Origin of the sequence: Streptomyces sirii (assembly GCF_045690365.1) — a bacterium.
Taxonomy (GTDB): domain Bacteria; phylum Actinomycetota; class Actinomycetes; order Streptomycetales; family Streptomycetaceae; genus Streptomyces; species Streptomyces sirii.
The window spans coordinates 1371106-1385704 of the sequence record NZ_CP147982.1; the positions used below are offsets into that span (position 1 = coordinate 1371106).

The 14599-nt window shown below is 72.8% G+C and carries 13 protein-coding genes; 7 read left to right on the plus strand and 6 right to left on the minus strand.

The window, feature by feature from the left end:
* The first annotated feature begins 440 nt into the window (after positions 1–440).
* Positions 441–2612, plus strand: coding sequence for a prolyl oligopeptidase family serine peptidase (locus WAB15_RS06430; protein ID WP_407289178.1), 2172 nt, complete (start codon positions 441–443; stop codon positions 2610–2612).
* Positions 2613–2725: 113 nt separating this feature from the next.
* A complete protein-coding gene (locus WAB15_RS06435; protein ID WP_399150690.1) occupies positions 2726–3265 on the plus strand; it encodes a Rieske (2Fe-2S) protein in 540 nt (179 codons plus the stop codon).
* A 54-nt stretch (positions 3266–3319) separates the two neighbouring features.
* Here the strand turns inward: WAB15_RS06435 and WAB15_RS06440 are convergent, their stop codons facing one another.
* The 4 genes from WAB15_RS06440 to WAB15_RS06455 all read right to left on the minus strand — a co-directional run bounded on the left by WAB15_RS06440 (position 3320) and on the right by WAB15_RS06455 (position 6543).
* Complete coding sequence (locus WAB15_RS06440; RefSeq protein ID WP_407285626.1) at positions 3320–4060, minus strand: class I SAM-dependent DNA methyltransferase; 741 nt, start codon at positions 4058–4060, stop codon at positions 3320–3322.
* Between the two features lie 226 nt (positions 4061–4286).
* A complete protein-coding gene (locus WAB15_RS06445) occupies positions 4287–4787 on the minus strand; it encodes an RICIN domain-containing protein (RefSeq protein WP_399150692.1) in 501 nt (166 codons plus the stop codon).
* Between the two features lie 392 nt (positions 4788–5179).
* A complete protein-coding gene (locus WAB15_RS06450) occupies positions 5180–5881 on the minus strand; it encodes a hypothetical protein (protein ID WP_407285627.1) in 702 nt (233 codons plus the stop codon).
* Between the two features lie 14 nt (positions 5882–5895).
* Positions 5896–6543, minus strand: coding sequence for a cysteine hydrolase (locus WAB15_RS06455; protein WP_407285628.1), 648 nt, complete (start codon positions 6541–6543; stop codon positions 5896–5898).
* 208 nt (positions 6544–6751) lie between these two features.
* On the opposite strand from WAB15_RS06455, the gene WAB15_RS06460 reads away from it, so the two are divergent.
* From WAB15_RS06460 to WAB15_RS06470, 3 genes are all read left to right on the plus strand, one after another.
* On the plus strand, positions 6752–7216 hold the full coding sequence (locus WAB15_RS06460; protein WP_407285629.1) for a pyridoxamine 5'-phosphate oxidase family protein: 465 nt from the start codon (positions 6752–6754) through the stop codon (positions 7214–7216).
* Between the two features lie 167 nt (positions 7217–7383).
* On the plus strand, positions 7384–8844 hold the full coding sequence (locus WAB15_RS06465) for an acyl-CoA synthetase (RefSeq protein ID WP_407285630.1): 1461 nt from the start codon (positions 7384–7386) through the stop codon (positions 8842–8844).
* A 22-nt stretch (positions 8845–8866) separates the two neighbouring features.
* Positions 8867–10270 (plus strand): carboxyl transferase domain-containing protein, encoded by a 1404-nt coding sequence (locus WAB15_RS06470; protein WP_399150696.1) that lies wholly within the window; start codon positions 8867–8869, stop codon positions 10268–10270.
* 99 nt (positions 10271–10369) lie between these two features.
* On the opposite strand, the gene WAB15_RS06475 is transcribed toward WAB15_RS06470, so the two are convergent.
* On the minus strand, positions 10370–11278 hold the full coding sequence (locus WAB15_RS06475) for a LysR family transcriptional regulator (RefSeq protein WP_399150697.1): 909 nt from the start codon (positions 11276–11278) through the stop codon (positions 10370–10372).
* 74 nt (positions 11279–11352) lie between these two features.
* Between WAB15_RS06475 and WAB15_RS06480 the strand changes: the two genes are divergently transcribed.
* Positions 11353–12435, plus strand: coding sequence for a DMT family transporter (locus WAB15_RS06480; RefSeq protein ID WP_407285631.1), 1083 nt, complete (start codon positions 11353–11355; stop codon positions 12433–12435).
* Positions 12436–12566: 131 nt separating this feature from the next.
* On the opposite strand, the gene WAB15_RS06485 is transcribed toward WAB15_RS06480, so the two are convergent.
* Positions 12567–13898, minus strand: coding sequence for an aminotransferase class I/II-fold pyridoxal phosphate-dependent enzyme (locus WAB15_RS06485; protein WP_399150699.1), 1332 nt, complete (start codon positions 13896–13898; stop codon positions 12567–12569).
* A gap of 35 nt (positions 13899–13933) precedes the next feature.
* On the opposite strand from WAB15_RS06485, the gene WAB15_RS06490 reads away from it, so the two are divergent.
* Positions 13934–14599, plus strand: coding sequence for a pyridoxamine 5'-phosphate oxidase family protein (locus tag WAB15_RS06490; RefSeq protein WP_407285632.1), 666 nt, complete (start codon positions 13934–13936; stop codon positions 14597–14599).

The window sequence follows — 14599 nt, forward strand, 5'->3', positions numbered from 1 at the left end:
GGTTTCAGCGGGCGAGTCCGGTCGGCGTTCCCGGCTCGGGCGGCGCCCCTCTCGCCGGCCGCGTGATGCGTGATATACGTACCGAGGTCGTCGACCTCGAAGACCCCGGAGCGATCGCGACGATCCCCGGGGCGATCCGCCCGCATGCAAGGGCGTGACGTGACATAGCGGGTCGCCATGGCTCCGGTCGACATCCCCGCAGGCCCCGGCGGCCTTCCGTCGGTCGTTTCTCCTTTTCCGCCCCGGTCCGGTACCGGCCCGCCGTGCTGCGCGGATCCCGGGTCCCCCTTTTCCAGGGATCTTCGCCGTGCCTACGTTGTCTCGGGCGAGCGCGGGGCGAGCGCCTGTCGGAGCGCAGTACCGGTACCACCGCAGAACCGGATCACACTCCCTTGGAGGACAGCACCTTGGACAACAGCACCGTGAACTCCGCACCCACCGTGAACACCACCGGCTCCCCGAAGTCCCCGACGTCTCAGAAGTACGCCAACTCCGCTGAATTTCCCGCCCAATTCGCCCGCACCCGCCGTTTCTCCCTGGGAGTGCCCCGGCACTTCACCGTCTCCCCCGATGGCCGCCGCGTCCTGTTCGTCCGAACGGGCTCGGGCACCGACCCGGTGGGGCGGCTGTGGCAGTACGAGGACGGTGCGGAAAGGCTGTTGGCCGATCCGGGGCTCCTGATAGGAGCCGCGGCGGGTGCGGTGCCCGAAGAGGAGCGACTGCGCCGGGAGCGGGCCAGGGAGCGCTCGGTGGGGGTGGTGTCCTACGCGGCCGACGACGCCGCCCTCCTGGTGGCGTTCGCGCTGTCCGGCGCCCTGTGGGCGGTGCGCACGGACGGCGGTGCACCGTTCCCGGTCGCCGCGGCAGGCCCGGTGGTCGACCCCCGGCCCTCCCCCGACGGCCGGCACATCGCATATGTGAGCGGCCGCTGCCTCCATGTCGTCGGTCTGTCCGGTGGCGACCGCCAACTGGCCCGCGCGGAGGGGCCGGACATCTCCTACGGGCTGGCCGAATACGTCGCGGCCGAGTCCATGCATCGGATGCGGGGCTACTGGTGGTCGCCGGACAGCGCCCGCCTCCTGGTGGCCAGGGTCGACACCGGTCCGGTGGCACGGCGCTACCTCGGCGATCCCGCCGATCCGGCGAAGCCGCCGCGGGCGATCGCCTACCCCGCGGCGGGCACCCCCAATGCGGAGGTCACCGTGCAGCTGCTCTCCCTGGAGGGCGAGCGGGTGGACGTGGTGTGGGACCGCGGGGCGTACGAGTACCTCGTCGACGCGGGCTGGGACGCACACGGCCCGTTCGTCGCCGTCCAGAGCCGCGACCAGCGCACCCTGCGGACGCTCGCGGTCGACCCGGCGACCGGTGCCACCGAGGTGCGGCACGAGCGGACCGATGCCGCATGGGTGGAGCTGGTGCCCGGCACTCCCGCCCGCACCGCCTCCGGCGCGCCGGTGCTCCCCGAGGACGACGGCGGCACCCGGTTCCTGACCGTCGGCGGTCGGCGGGTCACCCCGGACGGGCTGCAGTTGCGCGCGGTCCTGGGGGTCGAGGGCGAGCAGGTGTTGTTCACCGCGAGCGAGGACCCGTTGGAGACCCATGTGTGGCGCTACGGTCCCGGCCGCGGCATCCGGCGGCTGAGCGGGGGACCCGGCAGGTACTCGGGCGTGGCGCGGGGCGGCACGGTCGTCCTGGAGGGTGTGACGCCGCAGGGCAACGAGGTGCGGGTGGTCCGGGACGCGGACCCGGTGACGGGCACGGTCGCGGGTGCGGGCGACGGCGCGCCGGACGAGGTGATCGCCTCGCTCGCGGAGGAACCGGCCCTCACCCCGCGACCGGCCCATCTCACGCTCGGCGAACGGCAGTTGCGCGGTGCGCTGTTCCTGCCGTCCTGGCACCAGGAGGGCACGGGCCGGCTGCCGGTGTTGCTCGATCCGTACGGCGGGCCCGGTGTGCAGCAGGTGGGGCGGGCCCGCGGGTGGTTCACCTGTGTGTCGCAGTGGTTCGCCGAACAGGGCTTCGCGGTGCTGGTGGTGGACGGACGCGGGACGCCCGGGCGCGGTCCGGCCTGGGAGAAGGCCGTGCACGGCGACCAGCTCACGCCGGCGCTGGAGGACCAGGTGGACGCCCTTCAGGCGGCCGGGGCGCGGTACGCCGACCTGGATCTGACGCGGGTGGCGATCCGCGGCTGGTCCTTCGGCGGGTTCCTGGCGGCGGCCGCCGTGCTGCACCGCCCGGACGTCTTCCATGCCGCGGTCGCCGGCGCCCCGCCCACCGATCAGCGGCTGTACGACACCCACTGGAAGGAGCGGTACCTCGGCCACCCACAGGAGCGGCCCGAGAACTACGCGCGCTCCTCTCTGGCCGGCCACGGCCATCTGCTGAGCCGTCCGCTGCTGCTCGTCCACGGGCTCGCGGACGACAATGTGGCGGCCGCGCACACCCTGCGCTTCTCGGCGGAACTGCTCGCGGCGGGCAAGCCGCACAGCGTGCTGCCGCTGCCCGGCGCCACCCACGCTCCGTCCGACGACACGGTCAATGAGCAGCTGCTCCACTTCCAGCGGGACTTCCTGCTCGACGCGCTGCGCGGGCGCCCGGGAGAGCCCGCGTAGGCAGAGATCGCATACGCCGTTGAACGCCCGCGGCCGCCCCTCCGTATGTCTCTGTGCAACGTCCTTGGAGCACATCGCACACCGAAGGCCCCACCAGGAACCGGAGGCACACCATGGCTGGACAGGCGGCATCACGACGGAGCCGGACCGAAGCAGTGACGGCGGAGGAGGCGGGCGCGGCGCCGGCCACCGAGGCGACGACGGGGCGCGGGGCGACCCGGCGGAACGTTGTCGCGGCGGTCGGGGCGGCGGGGCTGACGGCGGCGCTCGCGGCCTGCGGCAGCGGCAGCGGGATGGCGGACCCGGGCGCCGGCGGTGGCGACCCCGCGGACCAGGGTGCGGGCGGCAGCGGTACGGCGGGCGCGGGCGGCGCGCTCGCCAAGACCTCGGAGATCCCCAAGGGTGGCGGCAAGATCTTCAAGGCCGAGAAGGTCGTCGTCACCCAGCCGCGGGACGGCGAGATCAAGGCCTTCTCCGCGGTCTGCACCCACGCGGGCTGCATCGTCGGCGAGGTCACCGGCGGCACCATCAACTGCATGTGCCACGGCAGCAAGTTCGACATCACCGACGGCAGCGTGAAGGACGGTCCCGCCACCAAGCCCCTGGCGCCCGCCAAGGTGAACGTCAAGGGCGGTTCGGTCAGCCTCGGATGACGCGGCGAGGCACCGAGATCCGGGTGGTCGCCGCCGCGCTACGGGGGAGCCGCCTCAGACCGGCTTGCGCCACACCGAGATGTGCTTCGCGGAGTCCTGGGTGAACGGCGCCCCGTCCCAGTCCGCGACGCGTCGTTCCGGTTCGAGCCCGGCGATGCGTGCCATCAGGTCGAGCTCCGCGGGCCATGCGTACCGGTGCCGGGAGGCGTCTCGACGGTAGCGGCCGTCGTCGCCGTCGCGCGTGAGGTGGTGCGAGACGAGAACCTGCTCGACCAGGTCGAAGGTGTCGAAGCCGAGATGCCGTTCGGAGACGTCGAAGGGCACCGCGACCTGCCCGGGCGGCAGGAACCGCAGCGGGGGCACGCCCAGCTCGATGACGAATCGGCCGCGTGGCGCCAGGTGACGTGCGGCGTTGAGGAAGCACTCGACCTGCTCGTCCTGCGTGAGCAGGTTCGTGATGGTGTTGTAGACGAGATAGACCAGGGTGAACTCGCCGGGAACGGTGGTCGTGGCCATGTCCCCGATGGCGACCGGGAGCGCATCCTCGTCGATCTTGCGGCGCAGGACCGCTGCCATGTGCTCGGACAGTTCGATGCCCACTACCGGCACACCGCGTTCCCGGAGCGGGATGCCCACTCGTCCGGTGCCGATGGCGAACTCCAGCGCCGGGCCTTCTCCGGCGAGTTCGGCAAGGAAGGCGAGGGTCGGTTCGAGAACGGGGGCCGAGGACATCTCGGTCTCTTCGGCGTCGTAGCGGTCGGCGGTCGCATGTGTCCACAGCTCACTGCTCGTCACGGCCCGCCACCTTGCCGGGCGTGCCGGGGCCCTGTCGACTGAATTACTCCCCACCGGGCCCTACCTTCTCCACCGGCTCCGCGCGCACGAACCGGGAGCCGGGCGCGGAGACGGGCCCCGAGCCGCGTCCGACCCGGAGCCCGCCCCTACCCACTGCCGCTGCCGATCTGCGCGTTCACCGCCGGTGGACCCGGATGGTGCCCACTTGCCGCTCGGGCTCTGCCGCCTAACCGATCAGCGGAATCCACCGCTGAGCGTCGGCCCCGGTGCACGGCGCGAGCGCCACGCTGTTGCGTTCGCCTTCATCGGCAATGCAGCCCCGGGCGAACTTACGGCTGGTGAACGTGGAACCCTCGTCCCTGTTGGCGTAGTCCCAGTACTGCGCCTGTACAGCGGTGTTGCAGTTCTCCAGCGTCACCTGCTGCCCTATGCCCTTGGCCGTCACACACCGGCCGGCGTGAATCGCGCTCTCCAGCTGGTAGCCCTGGAATCTCCCGACTCGCAGATAGAAGTCCTGAGTTCCGGAGGCGTCCGCCGACCAGGCCTTGACGGTGTCATTTCCAAAAGCGTCGAGGTTCCGGTCGCTCCCGACGTTCTGGAACGTGTACCGCACGTCCGGACGGAATGTCGCGGGGGACGCCGCCTGGGCGGTGCCGCTGGTCAGCAGCCCCGCGCCCAGCAGGGCCGATACGGACAGAACGGCAGCGATGGCCTTGCGAGTTGCCACGATCTCCTCCTGGCTTTGTGACGCCTGTACGTCACACAAGAAGTTGACTGTGCAATGTGGTTGCACTTCTCCGAGGCGTGTGCCTCGCAAAGCAACCTACGGCCGGCCATATCCCTCTGGAAGGTGGAATCCGGACGCTGCACAGACCCGGATGTTTTCGACTTTCAAGGAATTTGCATTCCCGCAGGATCGAGCCGCAGTCAAGCGAGCCGTGAGACCACTTATGCGGTGTCCATAAATGGCATGGCACAAACTCTGCACGCCGAGCTCCCCGATAGGGACGCCGGGCCCCCACGCGGGCCGCGAAGGGGCCAGGATGGACAGCGGCGAAGAGTGTCGACACCCGGGGGGCATCGATGGAGGCTGCGGATGTCGTCCAGGTCCTGGAAGGGTTACGGGGTCCCCGGGCGGTCGTGACGGCGGGCCGGGTCTGCGTGTACGTGCCGGCGATCGATGACACGGTGCGAATCGACGCCGCCGAAGTGCGGCGGTGCAAGCGCATCCGGACGCCGAACGGGGACCCCGCCGTGGAGTTCGTGACGGGCGACGAGGGGGCGGAGTGGCCGCTGATCGTCACTCCTGACGACGTGGTCCATCGGCCGGTGGACACCAGAGCCGTGCTGGACTCCGCCCTGGAGTACCGGATCGCCGACGCCCCGCACCTGGTGGCCTACACCGAGCTGGCGCGCGGCCGAAGGGGCTGCCCTGACCTGCGAACGGCCGGGGCCGATCGAGTTGAACGGCGCAGCGGCCACCCTGTTGCTCGTACGGTGCTTCATCGTCGCGGCCACGCTGGCCGGGCTGCGGCCGGTGCACAGCGTGGCGTGGTGGGAGCGCGGTTGGGCCGCCCTCGGCGGAGACTTGCCGCTGCCGCCCTTCGGAGCCGTGCCATGGCCTCGGCCCCGACCGCCGTCGAGCAGCTTCTCGGCCAGCACCAGCAGCCGCTCCCCGCGCACGCAGATGTCCTGCAACGCCTCCACGACGCGCACCAAGTGCCGGGCGACATCCGCATCCCGGCCGAGTTGCCTGCCGCTGAGAATCCTCCCCCAGTGCGAGGAGAGGATCTCCGCCAGCTTCGAGATCAATCCGAACATTCCACCCCTTCCCGTCAGCGGCCCCGGCGCGGCCGCCTCCAGCCGGCCAGGACGTCTTGGGTGGTGGTGACGGTGGCGACCAGGGCGAGGGTGTTGCGGACCATCGCGGGGGTGTAGTCGGCCGGCACCCCGGCGATGGCGTCCGCCGGCACCACGGCCGAGTAGCCGAGGTTGACCGCGTCGAACACCGCGTTGGGGATCGCGACGTTCGCCGACACCCCGGTGACGACGAGCGTCCGGCACCCCAGGTTGCGCAGCAGCGCGTCGACGTCGGTGCCGGCGATCGGCGAGAGGCCGTGCAGTCTGCGCACCACCAGGTCGGCCTCCGAGACCGGGATCGGCTCGGCGATGCGTACCGCCGTGGACCCGATGATCTGCTGGACGGGCAGCCGCTCGGCCGCCTTGAAGAGGCGGGCGTTGCGGCTGGCGCCGCGGCCGTCGGGACGGCGTTCGGCGACCGCGTGCAGCACCTGGATGCCGGCGTCGTGCGCGGCCGCCACCAGGCGGGCGATGTTGGCGAGCGCCCCTGAGGTGCGGACCGCGTCGGCGAGTTCGGGCAGTGCGCTGTCCTGGCCGACCACACCCCGCTGGCACTCGACGGTGAGCAGCACCGTCGAGGCCGGGTCCGGTTGCTCGCTGAGCCGTGCGGTGTCCGGTGCCATCGCGTTCCCCTCTGCCGGTCCCTGGCGGGCCCGGTCTGCCGGCGGGCCGGTCCGAGGCGGGCGAGGGTACCGGGCATTGCGCCCTCCAGGAAGAGCACCCATGATTCCTGACACACCGTCAGGCGGTCGTCGCGATCGGCGCAGTCGGGTGGTGCGGCAAGTCGTCGGGATCGGGCAGGCAAGCGGTACGCAGCGGAGGCGATGACGGATGACCGACACACAGCGGCGCGGGCGCCGGATCATGATGACGCGGGGCGAACTGGACGCGTTCCTCACCGCGCAGCGCACCTGCCGGGTCGCGACGGTCGGCGGCGACGGGGCGCCCCATGTCGGGGCGTTGTGGTTCGTCTGGGACGGGTCGGCACTCTGGCTGTATTCGATCACCCGCAGCAGGCGGTGGGCCCAGCTGCGCCGGGACCCGCGGATCGCGGTGGTCGTCGACGACGGACAGGAGTACGGCGAACTGCGCGGCGCGGAGCTGGCGGGCCGTGGCCGGTTCGTGGGCGAGGCGCCGCGCACCGGTGAGAGCTGCCCTGAACTCGACGTTCCGGAGCGGCTGTTCGCGCAGAAGTACTTCGGGGCCGACCGGATGCCGCATGACGGCCGGCACGCCTGGCTGCGGCTGGCGCCGGAGTCCGTCGCGTCCTGGGACTTCCGCAAGATCCCCGGGTGAGGGCGCGCGGGCGGCGACGGACCGCGCGTGAGGGCCGCGCGGTGATCGCGTTGTCGGTGGTCTCTGCGAGAGTGGGGTGGGTCAGCCCGCCGCGCACCGCGCAGGTGCCGCAGCGGGCTCGGCCCGGCCGCTCGGTGCCGGGCGCCGACGAGGACGAAGGAGATCCGGTGAACGTGCTCTTCCCCGCACTGCGCGACGGTTCGCCCGCACCCGCGCTGCGCTTCGGCGACCGCGCCCTCAGCTATCGCCAGTTGGCGTCGGTGGCGGGCGCACTCGCCGAGCGGCTCGCCGGCGGGTCCCGGATCGCGATCTGGGCCACGCCGACGCTGGAGACCTCGGTGGGCGTGGTTGCCGCGCTGCTCGCCGGAGTGGCCGCCGTCCCGGTGAATCCGAAGATCGGCGAGAGCGAGCTGGCGCACATCGTGGCGGACAGCGCGCCGTCACTCGTCCTGGCCGAGCCGGGCGCCGCCCTCCCGGATGCGCTCGCCGCGCTGCCCCGTATCGACATCGAGGCCGCCGAGCCCCCCGAGGAGACCGGACCGGCCCCCCTTCCGCTCGAACCGGGCGACGAGGCTCCGGCCCTGATCGTCTACACCTCCGGCACGACGGGCCCGCCCAAGGGCGTGGTCCTCCCCCGCCGCGCCATCGCGCACACCCTCGACGCCCTTGAGGACGCCTGGCAGTGGACCGCCGACGACGTGCTCGTGCACGCCCTGCCGCTGTTCCATGTCCACGGCCTGATCCTCGGCATCCTCGGGCCGCTGCGGCGCGGCGGCAGCGTCCACCACGTCGGGCGCTTCAGCACCGACGCGGTGGCCCGGGAGCTGCTGGCCGACGGCACGATGCTGTTCGGCGTGCCGACGATGTACCACCGCCTGGCCGTCGAGGCCGGCCGTCATCCCGAGTTGGCCAAGGCGCTGTCCCGCGCCCGGCTGCTGGTCTCCGGTTCGGCCGCGCTGCCGCTGACCGATCACGAGCGGATCGCGGCGGCCTCGGGCCGGCGGGTGATCGAGCGGTACGGCATGACGGAGACCCTCATGAACACCAGCGTGCGGGCGGACGGCCCGGATGCCACGGGCACGGTCGGAGTGCCGCTGCCGGGTGTGTACGTCCGGCTGGTCGACGACGCGGGCCGGGCCGTCGAGGCCGGCGACGACGAGACGGTCGGCGAGATCCAGGTCCGCGGTCCGAACCTCTTCGTGGAGTACCTCAACCGCCCCGATGCCACCGCCGCCGCCTTCGACGGCGGATGGTTCCGCACGGGTGACATGGCCCTTCGCGACGCCTCCGGGAACTACCGCATCGTCGGCCGCAAGGCCACCGATCTGATCAAGAGCGGCGGCTACAAGATCGGCGCGGGCGAGATCGAGAACGCGCTGCTGGCCCATCCCTCGGTCGCCGAGGCGGCCGTCACGGGTGAGCCCGACGAGGACCTCGGCGAGCGGATCGTCGCCTGGATCGTGGCGGAGAGCGGTCCGGACGCCGGCCCACCGCCGTCCGGCGAGGAGCTCGCCGACCATGTCGCCCGCCAGCTGGCGCCGCACAAGCGCCCCCGCACCGTCCACTTCCTGGACGCGCTGCCGCGCAACGACATGGGCAAGATCATGAAACGAGCGCTCCGTGCGTGACGGCCCCCTGCCCTGCAGCAGATTGACGGCTCGTCAGGCCCTCGCGGCGGTCACGGATACGTACACCGAGCTGGCCGCGCCGGACGGCTCCCGGGGATCGCGAACCGCACCCGGATCGCGGGACGAGGCGCCGCCTCGAGCACCCGGGGCACCGGACGGCCCGCTCGGCTGGCACGGCTACGACGACGCGCGGGCGCGCGCCCGCGAGCGGACCGGCGAGGACGAGTCGGTGGTCACGGCCCTGGCCACGATCGGCGGCACGGAAGCGATCGTGCTCTCCTTCGAGTTCCGCTATCTGGGCGGTTCCCTGGGCGAGCGCACCGGTGACCGCCTGGAGGCCGCCTACGCCGAGGCCCGGGAGCGGCGCCTGCCGGTCGTGTCGCTGATCGCCACGGGCGGCAGCCGGATGCAGGAGGGAATGCGTGCACTGTCCCAACTCCAGCGGGTGTCCCGGCAGTCGGCGTACAACCGCGCCGCGGGACTCGCGCAGATCGCCGTGCTCCGCGACCCGACGACCGGCGGCGGCTGGGCCACGCTCGGGGCGGCCGCCGATGTGATCCTCGCGCTCCCGGGAGCCCAGATCGGCTTCGCGGGCTCGCGGGTACGCCCCCCGGACGCCGATCCCCACGCCTACTGCGCCGAGGGGCAGCTGGCGTCCGGCCAGATCGATGCCGTCGTCCCACCCGACCTGCTGCGCGGCACGCTCCAGCGGTGGCTGCGGCTGCTGCGCCCCTCGGCGGAGTCCGGTGACCGCGCCGTCGAACCGGCCCCACCACCGGAGGCGCTGGGCGCGCCGGGGCTGCCGGAGACCGGCTGGGGTGCGGTGGTGCGTGCCCGCGACGCCCGGCGGCCGCGCGCCGAGGCCTATCTGCGTGCGTACTTCGACGACTGGGAGGAGATCGGCGGCGACCGCTGCGGTGGCGTCGACCCCGGCATACGCTGCGGCTTCGGTCATCGCGACGGCCGCACGATCGCCTTCGCCGCGCAGTGCGGCACGGCCACCCGCCCGGCCGGGTTCCGTACCGCCACCCGCCTCGTCCGGCTGGCCGACCGGCTCGGCGTCCCGGTCCTGACGCTGGTGGACACTCCGGGCGCCGCGAACGACGCGGAAGCCGAGCGGGCCGGCGCCGGCGCGGCGATCGCCGACACCTTCGCGGCGCTCGCCACCGCCCGGGTACCGGTGACCTCCTTGCTCATCGGCGAGGGCGGTTCGGGCGGCGCACTGGCGCTCGCCGCACCGGACCGGCTCTGGGCGACACCGGACAGCTACTTCTCCGTGATCGCCCCGGAACTGGCCGCCGCCATCCTCAAACGCGACGAAGGGCAGGTGCGGGAGACCGCCGACCAACTCCGCATCCGCCCGCAGGACTTGCTGGAGCTGGGCGTCATCCGCGCCATCGTCCCACCGGCGCCGGACCGGGGGTGAGCTAGGCCGTCTCTTTCGGATCTTGCCGGTTAAGCCCCACGGGTCAGGCAGATCCGGAAGAGACGGCCTAGGGCTGCCGACGCGGCGGCAGTCCTCGCGTCAGCAGCTCTCCAGGGCCTTCCCCGCCGTGCGGAGCGCCGCCACCGCGGCCCGGATCGAGGGCCTGCGATCCGCGTCCGCGCGCCAGATGGCGTACACATGGCGGCGCATCGTATGGCGTACGGGTACCACGCTCACCCCGTCCGGCACCGGCCCGCGGCCGAGGCGTGGCGCCACCGCGACACCCAGCCCGGCCGCGATCAGGGCGAGCTGGGTGCCGTGCTCCTCCGCCATGTGCGCGATGCGCGGCTCGACGCCCTTGCTGCGCAGGGTGAACGTCAGCCATTCGCTGCAGAACTCGCCCTGCGGCCAGGAGATCCACTCATCGTCCGCGAAGTCCTCCAGCTCCACCGACGTGCGCCCGGCCAGCGGATGCGTCGAGGGCATCGCCACATCGGCCGGATCGTCCAGGAGCGGGGCCTTCGCCAGCCCTTCGGGCAGGGACAACGGCCGGTTGTACCAGTCCAGGACGACGGCCAGATCGATATCACCGCGCACCACCTGGCGTACCGACAGGTCCGGTTCCAGCTCCGTCAGCCCCGCGCGGAGCTGGGGGTGCTCGGCGCGGAGGGCGGCGAGCGCGGACGGGAAGAGTCCCCGGGCCGCGGTGGGGAACGCGCCCATCCGCAGCTCGCCCACCGCCTGACCGCGATGCGCCTCCAGCTCCGCCTGCGCCAGCTCGACCTGGGAGAGGATGCGCACGGCATGATCGGCCAGCAGCCGGCCGGCGTCGGTCAGCCGCACGCCCCGCCCGTTCTTCGCCAGCAGCTGCTGACCGGTCTCCCGTTCCAGCTTGGCGATCTGCTGCGAGACGGCCGATGTCGTCACATGCAGTCCCTCGGCGGCCGCGCTCACCGAGCCATGGCGGGCGACCGCGCTCAGCGTCCGTAGGCGATCAAGGTTCAACATGTAAGCAATGCTAAGCGATACCCCCCACGGAATTTCGCTTGTGCTACGAATTTGTACGCCCCATCGTTGACACCATGAGCACCGCCACCGGCGCACCCACCGCCACCGCCCGCACCGCGAACTCCCCCTCGCCCCACACCGACCCCGCGGCCCCGCAGCCCGACGGCGCCCCCTCCCCGGCAACCTCCGCCGCCCCGGTCTCCCCCGCCTCCGACGACCGGTCCGCGCACCGCCTTCGCGCCTTCGGGTGGCAGGCCCGCTTCGCGGTCCTCGTCCTGATCTGGGGCTTCAGCTTCCTGTTCATCAAGGTGGGGACGCAGGGCTTCGCACCGCTGCAGGTCACGCTGGGCCGGGTGGCGTTCGGCGCGCTGGTGCTGCTGACCATCCTCGCGATCAAGCGCGAGCGGCTCCCGCGCTCCGCGCGCACCTGGGGCCATCTCGCCGTCGCCGCGTTCTTCCTCAACGCGCTGCCGTTCTCGCTCTTCGCCTACTCCGAACTGACCATCCCCTCCACCCTCGCCGGCATCTGCAACGCCACCTCCCCGCTGTGGGGCATGGCGCTGTCGGTCGTCGCGCTGTCCGAGGACCGCCCCACCCGGCGCCGGGTCGCGGGCCTGGGCATCGGCTTTCTGGGCGTACTGACCGTGCTCGGCGCCTGGCAGGGCTTCGCCGGCACGGATCTGACGGGCACCGCGATGGCACTCGGCGCCTCGCTCAGCTACCCCATCGGCTGGATCTACGTCCGCCGCACCCTGGCCGGCGCCGGGCACTCCCACCTCTCCATGTCCAGCGCCCAGCTGCTGCTCGCCACCGTCCAACTCGCCGTGGTCACCCCCCTGTTCACGTCCGCGCCGACCGGCTACCCGATCGTCCCGCTGCTCGCCGTCTTCGCGCTCGGCGCCCTGGGCACCGGCTTCGCCTTCCTCCTCCAGTACGGCCTGGTCGCCGAGGTCGGCCCCACGACGGCACAGATGGTCACCTACTTCGTCCCCGTGATCGCCACCGCCGCCGGAGTCGTCCTCCTGGGCGAGCAGCTGAGCTGGCACACGCCCGTCGGCGCCCTGATCATCCTCTTCGGCGCCGCTCTCACCCAGAGCAGGCCCCGCACCTCGACGCCGCCCACCACGGCCACCGCATCCGCCACGGACCGGGGCTGACCATGGGCGCCGGGCCTGAGAGGCTCTGACGCCCGGCCCGGGAGACAGGCGCCCGGCACCATGCGCCTGGCCGGCTCGGTCGACGAGGCGACATCGGCCGCCGGCCAGGGGCCGAGCGGCCGGGCGCCCGCTCACTCGTACCGCCGAGCCTCCCCCACCCCTGTGGCCGCGACGACCGCGTCGGCCACAGGGGTGATGTCGTGGTCACCGAGGCCGGAGACGGTGATGCGGATGCCGGGCGGGGAGTCCAGGCGGAAGCGTGCGCCGGGAGCCACCGCCCAGCCGGAGTGCAGGAGCCGGGCCACCGCACCGGTCTCGTCCGGGACGGGCACCCAGACGTTCATCCCGCTGCGGCCCCGCGCGGGCACTCCGCGCTCCGCCAGGGCGCGTATCAGCGCGTCCCGACGTCGGCCGTACGCCGCGGCCACCGCCTTCGGGTCGATCGCCGACGTCCGCCACAGATGCAGCACCGTGTCCTGCAGCAGATGGCTGACCCAGCCGGGGCCCAGGCGCTGCCGGCCCCGCACCCGGTCCACCGTCACGGCGTCGCCGGTGAGCACCGCCAGGCGCAGGTCGGGGCCGTAGGACTTGGCCGTCGAGCGGACCAGGGCCCAGTGGTCGGTGACGCCGGAGAGCGGATGGAGCGGGAGGTCGACGATGCCATGGCCGTGGTCGTCCTCGATGAGCAGCACTCCGGGGTGGTCGGCCAGGAGGGCGCGGAGCTCGCCGGCACGCGATGGGCCGACGGCGGCACCCGTCGGGTTCTGCGCCCGGTCGGTGATGACGACCGCTCGGGCGCCGTCCTGGAGGGCGCCCGCCAACCGCTCGGGCAGCGGGCCGTCGTCGTCCACTCCGACGGGCGCGGGGCGCAGTCCGAGCGCCGGGATGAGATCCAGCAGGCTGCCCCACCCCGGGTCCTCCACCGCCACGGTGTCGCCGGGCCGCAGATGGGCGGCCAGCACCCGCTCGATGGCATCCAATGAGCCGCTGGTGACGGCTATCGGGCCGTCCGCCACACCGTCCTCGGCGAAGGCCGAGCGGGCCATGGCCGCCAGCTCCTCGTCGACGGCCGGTGTGCCGTAGAGCGCCGGGCGTCGCGCGCTGCGCGCCGCGGCCTCGGCCAGGGCCCGTTCGAGCGGAGGCAGCAGGGCCGGGTCGGGGTTGCCGTCGGAGGCGTCACGGACGCCCGGCGGCACCTCCACCCGCAGCGCCTCGCGCGGGGTGCTCGCGGGACGGGAGCGCACCCGACTGCCACGGCGGCCCGCCGTCTCGATCACGCCCCGGTCGCGGAGCGTGCGATACGCGGCAGCGACCGTATTCGGATTGACCTCCAAATAGACGGCCAACTCCCGGAGCGGGGGCAGGACTTCACCCGGCTGGAGCTCGCCCGCACCGACGGCTCGCTCGACACTGGCGGCAATCTCCGATGCGCGCCGCCCTTCGATCCGATACTCTCCTAGCACAAACTTGATTATGCACTAGTGCAATGGAGTTCGCAATGCCCGAAGCAGCGACGTACGAACCGACCGGCCGCACGACGCCCACCCGCGCCCGCGCGCGCGCCGCATACGACCACGAGACGGTGCACGGCATCCTCGACACCGGGTACGTCTGCCACCTGGGCTTCGTCCGCGACGGCTCCCCGGTCGTGCTGCCGACGCTCTACGGCCGGGTCGGCGACCGCCTCTATCTGCACGGCTCGACGGGCTCCCGGCCGCTGCGGATGGCCGGTGAGGCGCCCGACCCCGGCCTCGCGGTCTGCGTCACGGTCACCCATGTCGACGGCCTGGTCCTGGCCCGCTCCGCCTTCCACCACTCCATCAACTACCGCTGCGTCGTCGTCCACGGCACCGCGTATCAGGTGACCGACGCGGAGGAGAAGGCGGCCGCCCTCGACGCGCTCGTCGACCATGTGCTGCCCGGGCGCGCCGCGGACTCCCGCCCCGGCAACGCCAAGGAGCTGGCCGCCACCTCCGTGATCCGGCTCGACCTGCGCGAGGTCTCCGCCAAGATCCGCACCGGCGGCCCCAACGACGAGCCCGAGGACCTCGCCCTGCCGTACTGGAGCGGCGTCCTTCCCGTGGCACCGGCGTACGGCGCCCCCATACCGTCCGACGACCTCGCGCCCGGTGTCCCCGAGCCGGCGTACCTCACCGCCCTCTGA

Excerpts from the sequence above, each read along its gene's own strand:
- WAB15_RS06435 (WP_399150690.1), top strand. The coding sequence starts at position 2,726 with ATGGCTGGACAGGCGGCATCACGACGGAGCCGGACCGAAGCAGTGACG.
- WAB15_RS06450 (WP_407285627.1), bottom strand. The coding sequence starts at position 5,881 with ATGTTCGGATTGATCTCGAAGCTGGCGGAGATCCTCTCCTCGCACTGG.
- WAB15_RS06455 (WP_407285628.1), bottom strand. The coding sequence starts at position 6,543 with ATGGCACCGGACACCGCACGGCTCAGCGAGCAACCGGACCCGGCCTCG.
- WAB15_RS06460 (WP_407285629.1), top strand. The coding sequence starts at position 6,752 with ATGACCGACACACAGCGGCGCGGGCGCCGGATCATGATGACGCGGGGC.
- WAB15_RS06475 (WP_399150697.1), bottom strand. The coding sequence starts at position 11,278 with ATGTTGAACCTTGATCGCCTACGGACGCTGAGCGCGGTCGCCCGCCAT.
- WAB15_RS06480 (WP_407285631.1), top strand. The coding sequence starts at position 11,353 with ATGAGCACCGCCACCGGCGCACCCACCGCCACCGCCCGCACCGCGAAC.
- WAB15_RS06490 (WP_407285632.1), top strand. The coding sequence starts at position 13,934 with ATGCCCGAAGCAGCGACGTACGAACCGACCGGCCGCACGACGCCCACC.